The following is a 17,157-nucleotide window of genomic DNA, read 5'->3' as shown; positions in this document are numbered from 1 at the left end:
CCTCCGGAGACGGGGCGCCGCACCTGCCCGGCCGGTACCGGTACCAGCCGGCACCGGTACCAGCGCCCGGAGACCGGCTCACACCAGCGCCCGCGGACCAACCCTTACCGGCGCCCCGGGACCCGGCCCTCACCGGCGCCCGGCTCAACCGCGGCGCCCGCGGCCGCGGCCCTTGCGGCCCTGTTCCTCGCCGTCGCCCTGGTCCGCGTACTGCCCCTCGTCGTAGGAACCCAGCAGTTCGTCGGCCAGTGTGGGCAGGTCGTCCAGCGGGGTCTCCTCGGCCCAGTCGGGGCGCGGTCGGCGGCGGGGCGTGCCGTCGGCGCCGAGCTGCGGCATCTCGCGCGTGCGCGGCTCGGAGCCGTCGGGGCCCGCGGCGGACCGCTCGTCCCGGAAGAAACCGGGCGGCACCCGGTCCGACGGGGCGTCGTCCCGTACGGGCGGCAGCACCGCGGTGTCGTCCACCGCGCCCGGAGCCACCGCCGGCAGCTCGGCCGTCTCCTCCGCCGCAGCCGACGGCACCCGCGGCAGCACCGCGGTCTCGTCGGCCGGTCCGGTGGCCGCCGGCGGTTGCGGCAGCTCTGCGGTCACCTCGGAGTCGGAGTGGCCTCCCCAGCCTTCACGGGAGTCGCGGAGGTCGCGCGCGTCACGGAAGTCGCGGGCGTCACGATCCTCGCGCACCGGGCGCAGCACCGTCGTTTCCTCGTCCGTGCCCCGCGTGTCCGTGCCTCGCGCGTCCGTCCCGCGCGCGGCCGCTTCCGCCGGCACCACCGGTGTGGGCACCGTGGTCGCGTCCGGGACCACCCGCGGTGCCGCCGGCGGAGGCGTGCTGGGCCTGCGGGCCGCCGCGTCGGCCGCCGCCGCGGCCTCGGCGGCCTGCCGGCGGGCCTCCTCGGCCCGCAGCAGCGCCTCCTCGGCCTTGCGCTGGGCCTCCAGACGCCGGGCCTCCTCCTCGGCGCGCAGCCGTGCCTGCCGGGCCTCCTCCTCGGCACGCCGGCGGGCCTCCTCCTCGGCCTGCTTGCGGCGCCGCTCCTCCTCGGCCTGGCGGCGGGCCTCCTCCTCGGCGCGCGCCTTCTCCTCGGCGAGCAGCCGCTGCCGCTCCTCCTCCGCGCGCCGGCGGGCCTCCTCGGCCCGCTGCCGGGCCTCCTCCGCCTGGCGTTCGGCCTTGCGCCGCTGCGCCTCCTCCAGCTCGCGCCGCTTGCGCTCCTCCTCCTCGGCGCGCAACTTGGCCAGCTGCTCCTGGCGCTCGCGCTCCAGGCGCTCCTCCTCGGCCTTGCGGGCGGCCTCTTCCTCGGCCTTGCGGCGGGCCTCCTCCTCGGCCTTCCTGCGGGCCTCCTCCTGGGCCTTGATCTCGGCCTCGGACAGCGGCAGCACGACATCCAGCCGGTGCCGGATCACGGTGGTGACGGCCTCGGGCTCCTGTCCGGCGTCCACGACCAGGTAGCGCCCGGGGTCGGAGGCGGCCAGCGTGAGGAAACCGGCCCGCACGCGCGCGTGGAACTCCGCGGGCTCCGACTCCAGCCGGTCCGGTGCCTCGGTGAACCGCTCGCGGGCGGTCTCCGGGGAGACGTCAAGCAGCACGGTCAGGTGCGGGACGAGTCCGTTGGTGGCCCAGCGGTTGATGCGGGCGATCTCGGTCGGGGACAGGTCGCGGCCGGCGCCCTGGTAGGCGACGGAGGAGTCGATGTAGCGGTCGGTGATCACCACCGCGCCCCGCTCCAGGGCGGGTCGTACGACGGTGTCGACGTGCTCGGCGCGGTCGGCGGCGTACAGCAGCGCCTCCGCGCGGTGGGACAGGCCCGCCGACGACACGTCCAGCAGGATCGAGCGCAGCCGCTTGCCCACCGGGGTGGCGCCGGGCTCGCGGGTGAGCACCACCTCGTGACCCTTGGCGCGGATCCACTCGGCGAGCGCCTCGGCCTGGGTGGACTTGCCCGCGCCGTCGCCGCCCTCGAGGGCGATGAAGAAGCCGTTGGCCGCCGGGGCGGTGTCCGGGTCGTCGCCGCCCAGCAGGGCGTCCCTGAGGTCCTGCCGCAGCGGCACGCCGGAGCGGTCGTCGACCTTGGCGAGCACCAGCGCGGCCACCGGCAGCAGCAGCGCGCCGACCAGCATGAGGGTGAAGGCCGCACCGCCGTGCGCGAAGACGAACCTGCCGTTCTCCAGCCGGTGCGGGCCGATCAGGGCCGCGATCAGGGGCGCGATCAGGGCACCGAGCGCTATGAAGACGCGGACCATGGCGTGCAGGTGCTCGGTGGTGCGCGCCCGGCGGGAGTCCTCGGTCTCCTGGTCGAGCAGGGTGTGCCCGGTGTTGGCGGCCACGCCCGCGCCGACGCCGGCGAGCGTGACGATCAGCAGGACCGTGGTGACGTCCGGGACCAGCCCGGCGGCCAGCAGCGCGATGCCCGTGACGGCGATGGCCAGGGCCAGCAGACGGCGGCGGGAGAGCGAGGGCAGCAGCGTGGGGGCGGTGCGGATGCCGAGGGCGACACCGCCGGTCAGGCCCAGCACCAGCAGGCCGTACAGCACGGGGCCGCCGCCCAGGTCCTTGGCGTGCAGCACGCACACCGAGACGGCCGCCGCGATGGCGCCGGCGACCCCGGCACAGGCCGGGACGAGCAGCGGGATGGCGCCCGTACGGCCCTTGTCGACGCCCGTGCCGGTGCGCGGGCGGCGCAGCCCCTCCAGCGGGGACCGCGCGCGGGGGGTGCGCGTGACAGGCAGCTCCAGGTAGGTCAGCACGGCCAGCGAGGCCGCGAACAGGCCCGCCGCCACGTACGACGCGAGGGCCGCCTGGTGCTGGTCGAACCAGGCCACGCCGGTGCCCAGCAGGTTGTTCAGCAGAGCGGCGACGACCAGGGCGGCGGCGGCCAGCGGCACCGCCAGGAAGGTCGTCCGCAGCGACAGGCGGCGCAGGGCGTCCAGGTGGTCCGGCAGCGGCCGTACCGTCGCGCCCTCCGGCGGCGGGGCCGGCAGCAGGGCCGGAGCGGCGCTCTCCCGGCAGACGGTCCACAGCCGCTCGGCGACGCCGGTGACGAAGGCGGTGACGAGCAGGACGGCCGGCGCGTTGTCCGGCGTCCAGTCGATCCACAGGGGGGCGACGATCAGCAGCGCCGCGCGCAGGCCGTCGGCGCCGACCATGGTCCAGCGGCGGTCGAGCGGGCCCTCCGGGGCGATGAGGGAGGCCAGCGGGCCGAGGAGGACGGCCCCGAAGAGCAGCGCGGCGACGACGCGCGCGGCGAACACCGTCGCCACCGCGAACGCCACGCCTCGGTAGCCGCCGCCGAAGGCCCCCTCGGCGATCGCCGACTGGAGGACCAGGAGGACGAGAACGAGGAGGGACAGGATGTCGCCGACACCGCTCACCAGCTGCGCGCTCCACAGGCGCCTCAGCTGCGGTCGGCGCAGCAGGGAGCGGACGGCGCGCTCGCGGGAGTCCGCGACCAGGGCGTCGTCCGGTGCTGTGGGGTGGGCCGTCGGCTGCTCGGCTCGCGTCATGCGTTCAGCCTATCCGCAGCCGCTGACACCACACCTCGCGTGTCCGGTCATGCGCACGCCCCGGCACCGGGGGGGTGCCGGGGCGTCCGTCGTGCGCACCGGGGGGAGACCGCCGGTCGCGACGGCGTGTCAGTGACGCGACGTCACGTCGGTGACCCGCCGCGTGTCAGTCCTCCGCGCCGGAAGCCGTCGCCCTGGACGCCGTCGCCTTCTTGGCGGTGGTCTTCTTGGCGGTCGTCTTCTTCGCCGCGGCCGTGGTCTTCTTCGCGGCCGTCTTCTTGGCGGCGGTCTTCTTCGCCGGGGCGGTCTTCTTGGCCGCCGCCTTCTTCGCGGTCTTCTTGGCGGGCGCCTTCGCGCGCTTCTCGGCGAGCAGCTCGAAACCACGCTCAGGAGTGATCGCCTCGACGCTGTCGCCGGAGCGCAGCGTCGCGTTGGTCTCGCCGTCGGTGACGTACGGACCGAAGCGGCCGTCCTTGACCACGACCGGCTTCCCGGAGACCGGGTCCTCGCCCAGCTCCTTCAGCGGCGGCTTGGCGGCCGCCCGGCCCCGCTGCTTCGGCTGGGCGTAGATCGCCTGCGCCTCCTCCAGCGTGATCGTGAAGAGCTGGTCCTCGGACTGGAGCGAGCGCGAGTCCGTGCCCTTCTTCAGGTACGGCCCGTAGCGGCCGTTCTGCGCGGTGATCTCCTGGCCGTCCGCGTCGGTGCCGACGACACGCGGCAGCGACATCAGCCTCAGCGCGTCGTCCAGCGTCACCGTGTCGAGCGACATGGACTTGAACAGCGAGGCCGTGCGCGGCTTGACCGCGTTCTTGCCGGTCTTCGGGGTGCCCTCGGGGAGCACCTCGGTGACGTACGGGCCGTAGCGGCCGGCCTTGGCCACGATCGTGTGGCCGGTGGCCGGGTCGGTGCCCAGCTCGAAGTCGCCGCTGGGCTTGGCCAGCAGCTCCTCCGCCAGCTCGACGGTCAGCTCGTCCGGTGCCAGGTCGTCCGGGATGTCGGCGCGCTGGTGCTGCTCGGTGTCCTTCTCGCCGCGCTCGATGTACGGGCCGTAACGGCCGACGCGGAGCACGATGTCGTTGCCGACCGGGAACGACGACACCTCGCGCGCGTCGATCGCGCCCAGGTCGGTCACCAGCTCCTTGAGGCCGCCGAGGTGGTCGCCGTCGCCGTTGCCGGCGTCGGCCGCGCCGCCCGTGGCCGTCCCCTCGCCGAAGTAGAAGCGCTTCAGCCACGGCACGGCCTTGGCCTCGCCCGCCGCGATGCGGTCGAGGTCGTCCTCCATCCGCGCGGTGAAGTCGTAGTCGACGAGCCGTCCGAAGTGCTTCTCCAGGAGGTTCACCACGGCGAACGACAGGAACGACGGCACCAGGGCCGTGCCCTTCTTGAAGACGTAGCCGCGGTCCAGGATCGTGCCGATGATCGACGCGTACGTCGACGGACGGCCGATCTCCCGCTCTTCCAGCTCCTTGACCAGGGAGGCCTCGGTGTAGCGGGCCGGGGGCTTGGTGGCGTGGCCGTCGACCGTGATCTCCTCGGCGGACAGCGCGTCGCCTTCGGCGACCTGCGGCAGCCGGCGCTCGCGGTCGTCCAGCTCGGCGTTCGGGTCGTCGGCACCCTCGACGTAGGCCTTCAGGAAGCCGTGGAAGGTGATCGTCTTGCCGGAGGCGCTGAACTCGACGTTCCGGCCGTCGGCGGCGGTGCCGCCGATCTTCACGGTGACGCTGTTGCCGGTCGCGTCCTTCATCTGGGAGGCGACCGTCCGCTTCCAGATCAGCTCGTACAGCTTGAACTGGTCGCCGGTCAGGCCGGTCTCCGCGGGCGTGCGGAAACGATCACCCGACGGGCGGATCGCCTCGTGCGCCTCCTGGGCGTTCTTGACCTTGGCGGCGTAGGTGCGCGGCTGCGGCGGCAGGTAGTCGGCGCCGTACAGCTGCGTGACCTGGGCGCGGGCGGCGGAGACCGCCGTGTCGCTCAGCGTCGTGGAGTCCGTACGCATGTACGTGATGTAGCCGTTCTCGTACAGCTTCTGGGCGATCTGCATGGTCGCCTTCGCGCCGAAGCCCAGCTTGCGGCTGGCCTCCTGCTGCAGCGTCGTCGTACGGAACGGGGCGTACGGCGAGCGGCGGTACGGCTTGGACTCGACGGACCGCACGGAGAAGCGGGTGTTCTCCAGGGCGGCGGCGAGGGCGCGGGCGGTCGCCTCGTCGAGGTGAAGGGTGTTCTCGCTCCTGAGCTGCCCCAGGGAGTCGAAGTCGCGGCCCTGCGCGACCCGCCGGCCGTCGACGGTCTGCAGGCGGGCGACCAGCGACGACGGGTCCGACGGATCCCCCGCGCGGCCGGTCGCGAAGGTGCCCGTCAGGTCCCAGTACTCGGCAGAACGAAAAGCGATGCGCTCGCGTTCCCGCTCCACGACGAGCCGTGTGGCGACGGACTGCACGCGGCCGGCCGACAGCCGGGGCATGACCTTCTTCCACAGCACCGGGGAGACCTCGTAGCCGTAGAGGCGGTCGAGGATGCGGCGGGTCTCCTGGGCGTCGACCAGCTTCTGGTTGAGCTGGCGCGGGTTGGCGACGGCCGCGCGGATCGCGTCCTTGGTGATCTCGTGGAACACCATGCGCTTGACCGGGATCTTCGGCTTCAGGACCTCCTGGAGGTGCCAGGCGATCGCCTCGCCCTCCCGGTCCTCGTCCGTCGCGAGGAACAGCTCGTCGGAGTCCTTCAGCAGGTCCTTGAGCTTCTTGACCTGGGCCTTCTTGTCAGCATTGATGACATAGATCGGCTGGAAGTCATGGTCGACGTCCACACCGAGGCGCCGGACCTCGCCGGTGTACTTCTCGGGCACCTCGGCGGCGCCGTTGGGAAGGTCGCGGATGTGCCCGACGCTCGCTTCGACGACGTATCCGGGGCCGAGGTAGCCCTTGATCGTCTTCGCCTTGGCAGGCGACTCGACGATGACGAGTCGGCGGCCGCCCTGTGCGGTCTCGCTGGTCGGGGACAACTTCGCTCTTCTCTCCGGTCGACGCTGGGTCCTCCCCAGGCCTTGTTCCCGGGGTCGCGGCGTACTGCTGGCACGTGTGACGCTGCGGAGTGTGACGCTACATCCCGCCCCCGTGTCAAACGGGAAAAGCCCACAACGGCCACTCGAACGGTAACCCGACTACCGCCATTCCTGCCGCCCGGACTGCCCGGTCACCCTCGCGATCATGTCCGGAGCGTGACGCTCCCCTTACCCGCCGGACAGGGCGGCGACCCGTCTCAGAGCCGGGTCAGGCAGTACACGGCGAGGCTCAGCGCGAGCGTTCCGGCCAGGCTCGCGACGGCGGTGGATGCGACCCGACTCACACCGAGGGCCACCGGTTCCCGGCGCCGCAGACGGGTGCCGGTCCACACCAGCAGACCGGCCCCGAACAGGGCGAACACCACTCCCGCGAAGATCGCCGGTCCGCTCTCCATCGCCCGAGCGCCCCTTCCCTGCCGTCGGCTGTGCCCAGCGCCGGGAGGGTGGCACGCCCGGGAGGCGGGCGGGCGACATCGTGGTGAACGGAAGACCTGCGATCATTCGAACCCTCGCTCGAATGAGGGGACCGCAGATCCGGTGCGGATATTTTTCCGGCCGTTTTCGGAAAGCGGCTCGGAGCCGCCCCCGGCCGGCAACCCCGCCGGGCCCGTGCCCCGGGCATACGACGATGGGCGCGCCGCGATCGGAAGATGATCGGACCGTGCCTACGACGGCACCGGCACCCGGCGTACGGCACCTGACCGGCACCGCTCCTCGCCCGGCCTCTCACCGGGCGCCCCACCGGACGCCTCTGCACCGCCCAGGGCAGGGCGCTCGCGGCCCGCCCGCGCCCGCTCAGCCCGCCGGCTCCAGGAAGCCCTGCTCCACGAGCAGCCGGATCTGCGCGGGCGTACGGTCGCGGAGCACCACCGGGTCCTCGCCGACGAGCTGGGCGATGGCGTCCAGGATGCGGCCCGCGCTCAGCGTGCCGTCGCACACCCCCGCGAACCCGGCACCGACCGTGTCCACCTTCGTCGCCCGGCGCATCCCGCGGTGCTGGCGCAGCACCACGTGCTCCGGGTCCTCGGCGCCGGGCAGCCCGACCTGCTCCTGGACCACCTCCGGGACGAGCTTGAAGTGACTGTCCAGCAGCGCCGCGTCGTCGTGCTCACGGAGGTAGTCGAGCCGCTCGAAGTGCGCCCGGATCGTCTCCCCGAGCGGTTGTTCGACCGGATGCGGCCACTCCTCCACGGTGACGACGGGCTCGGCGGATCCTGTCCTGCGCAGGGTGATCCAGCCGAAGCCGACCGCCCTGACCTTGCGCGCCTCGAACTCGTCGAGCCAGGCGTCGTAGCGCGCCTGGTACTCCGCCGGGTCCCCGCGGTGGTCACCGGCGTCCCTCAGCCACAGCTCGGCGTACTGCGTGACGTCCTGCACCTCGCGCTGCACGATCCAGGCATCGCACCCGCGCGGCACCCACGACCTGAGTCTGTCCTGCCAGTCCTCCCCCGCCACGTGCTGCCAGTTCGCGAGGAACTGCGCGAACCCGCCCTCGTTCAGCCGTTCCCCCGCTCCCTGAACGAGCGAGCGGCACAGATCGTCCCCGCCCATGCCGCCGTCCCGGTACGTCAGCCGGGCGCGCGGGGAGATCACGAACGGCGGGTTGGAGACGATCAGGTCGAACGTCTCGTCGTCCCGTACCGGTTCGAACAGCGAGCCCTCGCGCAGGTCGGCCGCGGGCGCCCCGGAGAGCGCCAGCGTGAGCGCCGTGATGTGCAGCGCGCGCGGGTTGAGGTCGGTCGCCGTCACGCGCGTGGCGTGCTGTGCGGCGTGCAGCGCCTGGATCCCGGACCCGGTGCCGAGGTCCAGCGCGGCGGCGACGGGGGTGCGGACGGTGATGCCGGCGAGGGTCGTCGAGGCGCCGCCGACGCCCAGGACGACGCCCTCGTCGCGCTGTCCGATGCCGCCGGCCCCGCCGACCGCGCAGCCGAGGTCGGAGACGATGAACCAGTCCTCGCCCCCGGGGCCGCCGTACGGCCGTACGTCCACGCTCGCGGCCACCTCGTCCCCGCCCACGCGCCGGAGCCAGCCGGCCTCCACCGCCTCCTCGACCGGCAGCACGGCCGCCACGCGCGCGTGGGGCACCGGTTGCTGGAGCAGGAACAGCCGCACGAGCGTCTCCAGCGGCGTGTCGCCACGGGTGGCCCGGAGAGCGGGCACGGTCTCGCTGCGGGCCAGCGCCGCGTACGCGGGCGCGCCGAGCAGGTCGAGCAGCCCGTCGGCGGTGAAGGAGGCGGCCAGCAGGGCGTCCCTCAGGCGCGCGGCGATGTCGGGCCGGTCGGAAACGGGCAGGGGAGCGGGTCGGGAGTCAGTCACGCCCCCATTGTGGCCCGCGACGCCCGCGCGGGGCCGACCGGCGGCGGCTGCGCGGGCCGGCTCGTGGGAGCCGCGTGGACCCACGCGGGAACGGCTGCGCGGGCCCATGCGTCAGCTGGCTGCCGCCGACGCCAGCCGGTTGCGGCCGACGTCGGAGGACCGTCCCCGACCTGCGCCAAGAACCCTCCGGCGGCAGCCGGCCACTCACCGGTGTCCGCCGCGCACCGCGGCCGTGAGCCGGCCGCCCCGGCGTCAGCCGGCCGTCGTCGACGCCGTCGGCTGTGCGGAGCCGGACGCGGCGACCTTGCAGCTGGGCTGCTCGGCCATCGCCTCCTTGACGTCACCGCTCTCCAGCCGCTTCAGCGCCTGCGTGCCGCTGTCGCTCTGCTTGCCGACCTCCTTGGTCTGCAGGGCGACCTCCTTCAGGCCCTTGGCGAACTTGCCCTGGTCCTTGGTGTTGAGCCCGTCGACCTTCTTCTTCAGGTCGGCGTACGACGTGGAGAGGCCGGCGAGGTTCTTGGCCGCGTCCTGCTGGAGCTTGGCGCCGCCGTCGATGCCGGGGGGCGCTCCGGCGCTGTCGAGGGCGTCGGCGAGCGCCTTGTAGCCCTCGGCCATGTCCTGGAAGGCGGCCGCGTACGTCTTCTGGGCGTCCTTGGGCGGGAGGTTGGTGTCCGTGGCGATGGCCGCGATGGAAGCGTTGGCCGACCTGATCTTCGCGTCCTGCGCGGGCACCGCGTCGCAGACCGTCTTGGCCCAGGACACCAGCTTGGGGTCGGGCCCCTTGTCACCGCCGTCGCTGCACCCGGACACCGCCACCATCAGTACCGCACCGCCGGACAGTGCGGCCGCGAGCTTCTTGTTCACCGGATTGGTCCCTTCCATGGCTCTCGGCCCCCGGAATCTACACGGCGGACGCACTGACTCCCCTCACCGGGGGAGGCATAAGTCGGGTTTTGTGATCTTTCGCGCCATGGGAGAGAAGGCTCACGGCGTGGGCGAGCCCACAGACGACGGGTGGGCGGGCGGCGTCAGTACACGCCGCCCGCCCACCCGTTCGAGCAGGGCCTTGCTGTCCCGGCCCGGTCCAGAGCCGCCGGTCTACGAAACCACCGCGGCGTCCGGCGGGTTGGCGACCCGCCCGGCGCTGTCGTCGTCCCCGACGGCGATCCCGCGCCGCTTGGAGATGTAGACGGAAACGACGATCACCAGCAGCGCGAGGACGGCGATCCCGATCCGCACGCCGAGGTTCTTGTCGTCGCCGTAGGAGAACTTGATCACTGCCGGTGCGATGAGCAGCGAGACCAGGTTCATGACCTTCAGCAGCGGGTTGATCGCGGGTCCGGCGGTGTCCTTGAACGGGTCGCCGACCGTGTCCCCGATCACCGTGGCCGCGTGGGCCTCGCTGCCCTTGCCGCCGTGGTTGCCGTCCTCGACGAGCTTCTTGGCGTTGTCCCAGGCGCCGCCGGAGTTGGCGAGGAACACCGCCATCAGCGTGCCCGCGCCGATCGCGCCGGCGAGGTAGGAGCCGAGCGCGCCGACCCCGAGCGTGAACCCGATGAAGATCGGCGCCATGACGGCGAGCAGACCGGGCGTGGCCAGCTCCCGCAGGGCGTCCTTGGTGCAGATGTCGACGACCTTGCCGTACTCGGGCTTCTCGCTGAAGTCCATGATCCCGGGCTTCTCGCGGAACTGCCGCCGCACCTCGAACACCACCGAACCCGCCGAACGCGACACCGCGTTGATGGCCAGTCCGGAGAAGAGGAAGACGACCGCGGCGCCCGCGATGAGGCCGACGAGGTTGTTGGGCTGCGAGATGTCCAGGGACAGGCTGAGCGGCGACCCCGGCCCGGTGAGCTTCGCGCCGACGTCCTGCACGTTGGTGGTGATCGCGTCGCGGTACGACCCGAACAGCGCCGACGCGGCGAGGACGGCGGTGGCGATGGCGATGCCCTTGGTGATGGCCTTGGTGGTGTTGCCGACCGCGTCCAGGTTGGTGAGCACCTGCGCGCCCGCCCCCTCGACGTCGCCGGACATCTCGGCGATGCCCTGCGCGTTGTCGGAGACCGGCCCGAAGGTGTCCATGGCGACGATCACGCCGACCGTGGTGAGCAGGCCCGTGCCGGCCAGTGCGACCGCGAACAGCGCCAGCATGATCGACGTACCGCCGAGCAGGAACGCGCCGTACACCCCGAGCCCGATGAGCAGCGCGGTGTAGACGGCGGACTCCAGGCCCACCGAGATGCCGGAGAGGACGACGGTGGCCGGACCGGTGAGGGAGGTCTTGCCGATGTCCCGCACCGGACGGCGGGTGGTCTCGGTGAAGTAGCCGGTCAGCTGCTGGATGACGGCGGCGAGCAGGATGCCGATGGCCACCGCGACCAGCGCGAGGATGCGCGGATCGCCGTCCTTGCCCTTGATCGCCGCGTCGGTGACGCCGTCGAGGGCGGAGTACGTCGACGGCAGGTAGACGAAGACGGCGATCGCGACCAGCGCCAGCGAGATCACCGCGGAGATGAAGAAGCCGCGGTTGATCGCGGACATGCCACTGCGGTCGGCCCGGCGGGGGGCGACGGCGAAGATGCCGATCATCGCCGTGATCACCCCGATGGCGGGCACCAGCAGCGGGAACGCCAGCCCCGAGTCGCCGAAGGCGGCCTTGCCGAGGATCAGCGCGGCCACCAGGGTCACGGCGTACGACTCGAACAGGTCGGCCGCCATGCCCGCGCAGTCGCCGACGTTGTCGCCCACGTTGTCGGCGATGGTCGCGGCATTGCGCGGGTCGTCCTCCGGGATGCCCTGTTCGACCTTGCCGACCAGGTCGGCGCCGACGTCGGCGGCCTTGGTGAAGATGCCGCCGCCCACCCGCATGAACATCGCGATCAGGGCGGCGCCGAGGCCGAAGCCCTCCAGCACCTTCGGCGCGTCGGCCGCGTACACCAGCACCACACAGGAGGCGCCCAGCAGGCCGAGCCCCACCGTGAACATGCCGACGACACCGCCCGTGCGAAATGCGATCTTCATCGCCTTGTGGGAGACGGTGGTGAGATCCTTTTCCGGCTCGCCTTGCGCCGGGGTCGCTTCCCGGGCCGCCGCGGCGACCCGCACATTGCTGCGTACGGCGAGCCACATGCCGATATAGCCGGTGGCCGCGGAGAACGCCGCTCCGATCAGGAAGAACACCGAGCGACCGGCCCGCTGATTCCAGTCGTCCGCGGGCAGCAGCATGAGCAGGAAGAAGACCACGACGGCGAATACGCCGAGCGTGCGCAACTGCCGGGCGAGATACGCCTTGGCGCCTTCCTGGACCGCCTCGGCGATCTTCTGCATGCTGTCGGTGCCCTCGCCGGCCGCCAGCACCTGGCGGACCAGGATCCCCGCGACCACCAGCGCGGCCAGGGCGACCGCCGCGATGACGGCCACGAGGATCCGGTTGTCGTCGGTCAGGACCGCGGCCGCGAGGGACGTGGGGTGACCCGACTGAGGAATGAAAAGCCCCGCCATTCGTCCTCCTTGACGCTTGGGCTGAGCTCAAGATGTGGACGGATTGTAGGTACCGCCGTGTGATCTAAACAGGTGACGGTGACGGTAAACGGAATTGGCCTGCGTGTACATACAGCGGACCAGAACGATGTAATGCCCCAAAGCCATTGTCGGCCACCTGAGCACTTGATCAAATTACCACCGTTTTGATCGTGAATTCGTTCACGAATTCCATAGTGCCAGGAAAACACGGCAGGGGCCCTGCTCGGCAGGGCCCCTGTGCGCTTGTCGGATGGTTGTGGCGGCTACGGCCAGTCGGGTGAGACGGGTCAGGTGAGACGGGTCGGCCGACCAGGCGGGTGCGATCCGGCGCCCGGCATCGGGCCGGCGGGATCAGGCGAGCGGGTCGGGCGGGCGGGGGATCAGGCGAGCGCGGCGGCCGGCGGCGCGGTCGGCCAGGTCATGCGGATCAGGCCCCCGTTCTGCCCGGTGCTGACCTCCACGTCGTCGACGAGACCGCTGATGACCGCGAGGCCCATCTCGTCCTCTTCGACCTCCGCCTCGGCCTCCTGCCCGGCGCCGGGCGCGTCGCCGCCCGGGGCGGCGTGCGGCGCCTCGTCGCCGACCTCGATGGAGAACTGTTTCTCCTCTTCGATCAGCGCCACCTTCACCGGTGCCGTGACGCCGCTGTTCTGGTGGAGTCCGACAGCGCGGGAGCAGGCCTCGCCCACGGCGAGCCGCACCTCGTCCAGGACGGCCTCGTCCACTCCGGCCCTGCGCGCCACCGCTGCCGCCACCAGCCGGGCGGTCCTGACGTGCTCGGGCAGCGCGCTGAAGCGGAGTTCGACGGTGGCCATGCATCCCCCTCGCGACTACGGGCGTGCGGTCGGGGGCGGGGCCGCCGAGCGCCCACACCCCCCGGTGTACATACATCTGTGTGTCCCGGGCCGCCGCGCCGGCAGCTGCCCAGGACGGGACCGGCCGGCGACCGGGCCCCGGCAGGAGCCCGGTGCCGGCGAGCGGTCCGGGATCGGTCAGTCGCCGATCAGTCGGTGGCCGCCACCGCTTCCTCGACCGTGGTGTGAATCGGGAACACCTTGGTGAGGCCGGTGATGCGGAAGATCTTCAGAATGCGCTCCTGGTTGCAGACCAGACGCAGCGAGCCCTCGTGGGCACGAACCCTCTTCAGGCCGCCGACCAGCACGCCGAGCCCGGTGGAGTCGAGGAAGTCCACGCCTTCCATGTCGACGACGAGGTGGAAATTCCCGTCGTTCACCAGCTCGACCAGCTGCTCGCGCAGCTTGGGCGCGGTATATACGTCGATTTCGCCACCGACCTCGACGACCGTGCGATCGCCGACGGTACGGGTCGACAGGGACAGGTCCACGGATCCTCCAGCACCTTGCTATCGAGCGGTCGCCCCTTGGGCACCTCGCTTGCGGCCCCCGGGACGTTTCGCCAGCCGCGATGGCATTCAATCACTTACCGGCAGGCGTGCACGACGCCTTGGCTCCATTGTCCGTCACGCCAGTGACACACTCGGTGCCGATGGCCAAGAATCACCGATCCGATCGAACCCAGGCCCGCCCGGCCTCCCGCCCGTCTCCGGGCACGGTCCTGGACCGGCTCGCCTCCGGGCCGAGCCGGGCTGCGCGCATCACTCATACGGAGCACTTGCCCCCGCGTGCGGGCCGCCATGCCGTCTGGCCTGACCGGATTCGGCCCGAGGTGATCGCGGCCGTCCAGGAGTGCGGCATCGAGCATCCCTGGGCGCACCAGGCGCTGGCCGCCGAGCACGCCCTGGACGGCGACTCGGTGGTCGTCGCCACCGGCACCGCCTCCGGCAAGTCCCTCGCCTACCTCGTGCCCGTCCTGTCCACCCTCCTGGACGGCGCGGAGGCCCCGAACGGCCGTGGTGCCACCGCTCTGTACCTGTCCCCCACCAAGGCGCTCGCGGCGGACCAGTGCCGGTCGGTGAAGGAACTTTCACAACCCCTCGGCACCGCGGTACGGCCTGCCGTGTACGACGGCGACACCCCGTTCGAGGAACGGGAGTGGATCCGCCAGTACGCCAACTACGTCCTCACCAACCCGGACATGCTGCACCGCGGGATACTCCCCTCCCACCCGCGCTGGTCCTCCTTCCTGAAGTCGCTCAGGTACGTCGTCATCGACGAGTGCCACACCTACCGGGGCGTCTTCGGCTCGCACGTCGCCCAGGTGCTGCGCCGGCTGCGCCGCCTGTGCGCCCGCTACGGCTCCTCCCCCGTGTTCCTGCTGGCCTCGGCGACCGCCGCCGAGCCCGCGGTCGCCGCCCGGCGGCTGACCGGCCTGCCGGTCGTCGAGGTCGCCGACGACGCCTCCCCGCGCGGGGAGCTGGTGTTCGCCCTCTGGGAGCCGCCGCTCACCGAACTGCGGGGCGAGAGAGGCGCACCCGTTCGGCGTACCGCCACCGCCGAGACCGCCGACCTGCTCACCGACCTCACCGTGCAGGGCGTGCGCTCGGTCGCCTTCGTGCGCTCCCGGCGCGGCGCCGAGCTGATCTCGGTGATCGCCCAGGAAAGGCTCGCCGAGGTCGACCGCTCCCTGGCCCGGCGTGTCGCGGCCTACCGCGGCGGCTACCTCCCCGAGGAGCGCCGCGCCCTGGAACGCGCCCTGCACTCCGGGGAACTCCTCGGCCTCGCCGCCACGACCGCCCTGGAGCTGGGCGTGGACGTCTCCGGCCTGGACGCCGTGGTGATCTCCGGCTACCCGGGCACCCGTGCCTCCCTGTGGCAGCAGGCCGGCCGCGCGGGCCGCTCCGGCCAGGGCGCCCTGGCGGTCCTCGTCGCCCGCGACGACCCGCTGGACACCTTCCTCGTCCACCACCCCGAGGCCCTGTTCGACCAGCCGGTGGAATCGACGGTCCTCGATCCCGACAACCCCTACGTCCTCGCCCCGCACCTGTGCGCCGCCGCCGCGGAGCTGCCGCTGACCGAGGAGGACCTGGACCTCTTCGGCCCGGCCTGCGCGGACGTGCTGCCGCAGCTGGAGGCCGCCAAGCTGCTGCGCCGGCGCACCAAGGCCTGGCACTGGACCCGCCGGGAGCGGGCCGCCGACCTCACCGACATCCGCGGTGCCGGCGGCCGTCCGGTGCAGGTCGTCGAGGCCACCACGGGCCGTCTGCTCGGCACGGTCGACGCGAGCGCCGCGCACTCCACGGTCCACGAAGGCGCCGTCCACCTGCACCAGGGCCGCACCTACCTGGTGCGTTCCCTGGACCTGGAGGACTCCGTCGCCCTGGTCGAGCAGGCGGACCCGCCGTACTCGACGGTCGCCCGCGACACCACGTCCATCTCCATCCTGGAGACGGACACCGAGATCCCGTGGGGCGCCGGCCGCCTGTGCTACGGCTCGGTGGAGGTCACCAACCAGGTGGTCTCCTACCTGCGCCGACGCCTCATCACCGGCGAAGTGCTGGGCGAGACGAAACTCGACCTCCCTCCTCGTACGCTGCGCACACGCGCGGTGTGGTGGACGGTCACCGAGGACCAGCTGGACGAGGCCCGGATCACCCCGGAGATCCTCGGCGGCTCCCTGCACGCCGCCGAACACGCCTCCATCGGCATGCTGCCCCTCTTCGCGACCTGCGACCGCTGGGACATCGGCGGCGTGTCCGTGCCCCTGCACCCCGACACCCTCCTGCCCACGGTCTTCGTCTACGACGGCCACCCCGGCGGCGCCGGATTCGCCGAGCGCGCCTTCCACACCGCCCGCGCCTGGCTCACCGCCACCCGCGAGGCCATCGCCTCCTGCGAGTGCGAGGCCGGCTGCCCGTCCTGCATCCAGTCCCCCAAGTGCGGCAACGGCAACGACCCCCTGCACAAGAGGGGCGCGGTACGCCTGCTCACGGCGCTGCTGCGGGGGGCGCCGGAGGAGGCGGGTGCGGGTGCGGCGGAACCGGGGGGAGAGTAGGCGAAGGGGCCATCTGGGCGCCGGAAACCGAGGACCCGTCCGGCACCCCGGGCGGCACCGGGCCCGCCGGTCCCGCTCTCGCCCTGACCTCCGCCGTGAACGGCCCCCTTCCCGCGGCCGCCGTCACCTCGGACGTGTCGCCCACGATCGCGCACCGCACCAGCCGTACTCCCTGGGCCGCCGCCAGCCGCCCGGCCCGCGCGCAGGCCGTCGGGCCGCCCTCGGCCCAGTGGTCCGCCGCCGCGAGCGCGGCCAGGTCGGCGCCACCGGCCGCCCGGTGCCGTACGACGACGGCCTGCCCGAGAGCCAGCACGGCGCCGAACACCACGCACAGCACGGCGATCGCCCCCAGGCTCCAGACGGTGGCCGATCCGCGGTCGGAGCCGGACAGCCGATCCGGCTGAGCGGGCCCACCGCACCGCGCCTCCCGTCGTCCGCAGGACCGCGCCTCCTGCCGTCCGTCGGTGCGCTCGGTACGCACTCGTCCGTCGGTCGGCTCACGCCGGCGTCTCATGGCCCCGCCTCCCTCGGTCCCACCGTGTCCTCGGCGAGGGCCACGGCCTCCTCCCGGACCTCGAACGGCAGACCGCTCAGCACCGGCGGCCTGGCCGCCACCACCACCCGGACATGGTCGCCCTCCCGGGCGACGGTCACCCGCGCTCCCCTAGGCGCCGCGTCCCTGGTCACCGTCACCACCGCCTCGGCCGGATCCTGCCGGGCGGCGGCCCGGGCGCCCGCGCGGGCCGCGTCCACGCACTCGATCTGCGCCGCCACCACGAGCAGCCCCCAGACCAGCGCCATCGTGAACGCCACCAGCACGGACAGCACCACGGCCGCCTCCGCGGTCACGAACCCAC

The 17,157-nt window shown here is 72.7% G+C and carries 11 protein-coding genes; 1 reads left to right on the top strand and 10 read right to left on the bottom strand.

Annotation, left to right across the window (positions count from 1 at the left end; translation table 11 throughout):
* Positions 1–144: 144 nt before the first annotated feature.
* The 8 genes from tmk to bldG all read right to left on the bottom strand — a co-directional run bounded on the left by tmk (position 145) and on the right by bldG (position 13,733).
* A complete protein-coding gene (gene tmk / locus ACZ5DC_RS12205; protein ID WP_468651918.1) occupies positions 145–3,492 on the bottom strand; it encodes a dTMP kinase in 3,348 nt (1,115 codons plus the stop codon).
* A 166-nt stretch (positions 3,493–3,658) separates the two neighbouring features.
* The gene (topA, locus tag ACZ5DC_RS12200) at positions 3,659–6,490 is read right to left on the bottom strand and encodes a type I DNA topoisomerase (RefSeq protein ID WP_468651916.1); all 2,832 of its coding nucleotides are present in this window, start codon (positions 6,488–6,490) and stop codon (positions 3,659–3,661) included.
* 257 nt (positions 6,491–6,747) lie between these two features.
* Complete coding sequence (locus tag ACZ5DC_RS12195) at positions 6,748–6,945, bottom strand: hypothetical protein (protein ID WP_468651914.1); 198 nt, start codon at positions 6,943–6,945, stop codon at positions 6,748–6,750.
* Positions 6,946–7,345: 400 nt separating this feature from the next.
* Positions 7,346–8,866 (bottom strand): DUF7059 domain-containing protein, encoded by a 1,521-nt coding sequence (locus ACZ5DC_RS12190; protein WP_468651912.1) that lies wholly within the window; start codon positions 8,864–8,866, stop codon positions 7,346–7,348.
* A gap of 252 nt (positions 8,867–9,118) precedes the next feature.
* The gene (locus tag ACZ5DC_RS12185) at positions 9,119–9,748 is read right to left on the bottom strand and encodes a small secreted protein (RefSeq protein WP_468651910.1); all 630 of its coding nucleotides are present in this window, start codon (positions 9,746–9,748) and stop codon (positions 9,119–9,121) included.
* Positions 9,749–9,964: 216 nt separating this feature from the next.
* Positions 9,965–12,367, bottom strand: coding sequence for a sodium-translocating pyrophosphatase (locus ACZ5DC_RS12180; RefSeq protein ID WP_468651908.1), 2,403 nt, complete (start codon positions 12,365–12,367; stop codon positions 9,965–9,967).
* A 401-nt stretch (positions 12,368–12,768) separates the two neighbouring features.
* On the bottom strand, positions 12,769–13,203 hold the full coding sequence (locus ACZ5DC_RS12175) for an ATP-binding protein (RefSeq protein WP_468651906.1): 435 nt from the start codon (positions 13,201–13,203) through the stop codon (positions 12,769–12,771).
* A 188-nt stretch (positions 13,204–13,391) separates the two neighbouring features.
* On the bottom strand, positions 13,392–13,733 hold the full coding sequence (bldG, locus tag ACZ5DC_RS12170) for an anti-sigma factor antagonist BldG (protein ID WP_014674042.1): 342 nt from the start codon (positions 13,731–13,733) through the stop codon (positions 13,392–13,394).
* Positions 13,734–13,813: 80 nt separating this feature from the next.
* On the opposite strand from bldG, the gene ACZ5DC_RS12165 reads away from it, so the two are divergent.
* Positions 13,814–16,300 (top strand): DEAD/DEAH box helicase, encoded by a 2,487-nt coding sequence (locus tag ACZ5DC_RS12165; protein WP_468651903.1) that lies wholly within the window; start codon positions 13,814–13,816, stop codon positions 16,298–16,300.
* Here ACZ5DC_RS12165 and ACZ5DC_RS12160 read toward each other — a convergent pair.
* Both ACZ5DC_RS12160 and ACZ5DC_RS12155 read right to left on the bottom strand, forming a co-directional pair.
* Positions 16,233–16,814 (bottom strand): Rv3654c family TadE-like protein, encoded by a 582-nt coding sequence (locus ACZ5DC_RS12160; RefSeq protein ID WP_468651901.1) that lies wholly within the window; start codon positions 16,812–16,814, stop codon positions 16,233–16,235. The two genes, ACZ5DC_RS12165 and ACZ5DC_RS12160, sit on opposite strands and share 68 nt — an antisense overlap.
* Complete coding sequence (locus ACZ5DC_RS12155; RefSeq protein WP_468651899.1) at positions 16,811–17,149, bottom strand: TadE family type IV pilus minor pilin; 339 nt, start codon at positions 17,147–17,149, stop codon at positions 16,811–16,813. The genes ACZ5DC_RS12160 and ACZ5DC_RS12155 overlap by 4 nt, the downstream gene beginning before the upstream one ends.
* Positions 17,150–17,157: the final 8 nt, after the last annotated feature.

The organism is Streptomyces sp. NPDC031445, assembly GCF_055581365.1.
The sequence above is the reverse complement of the archived record's forward strand: the minus strand, read 5'-3'. Positions and strand labels throughout refer to the sequence as shown.

What these genes read in the sequence shown, in the direction of transcription:
- ACZ5DC_RS12185 (WP_468651910.1), bottom strand. Translation starts at nt 9,748, where the DNA reads ATGGAAGGGACCAATCCGGTGAACAAGAAGCTCGCGGCCGCACTGTCC.
- ACZ5DC_RS12165 (WP_468651903.1), top strand. Translation starts at nt 13,814, where the DNA reads ATGGCATTCAATCACTTACCGGCAGGCGTGCACGACGCCTTGGCTCCA.
- ACZ5DC_RS12195 (WP_468651914.1), bottom strand. Translation starts at nt 6,945, where the DNA reads ATGGAGAGCGGACCGGCGATCTTCGCGGGAGTGGTGTTCGCCCTGTTC.
- ACZ5DC_RS12175 (WP_468651906.1), bottom strand. Translation starts at nt 13,203, where the DNA reads ATGGCCACCGTCGAACTCCGCTTCAGCGCGCTGCCCGAGCACGTCAGG.
- tmk (WP_468651918.1), bottom strand. Translation starts at nt 3,492, where the DNA reads ATGACGCGAGCCGAGCAGCCGACGGCCCACCCCACAGCACCGGACGAC.
- ACZ5DC_RS12180 (WP_468651908.1), bottom strand. Translation starts at nt 12,367, where the DNA reads ATGGCGGGGCTTTTCATTCCTCAGTCGGGTCACCCCACGTCCCTCGCG.
- ACZ5DC_RS12160 (WP_468651901.1), bottom strand. Translation starts at nt 16,814, where the DNA reads ATGAGACGCCGGCGTGAGCCGACCGACGGACGAGTGCGTACCGAGCGC.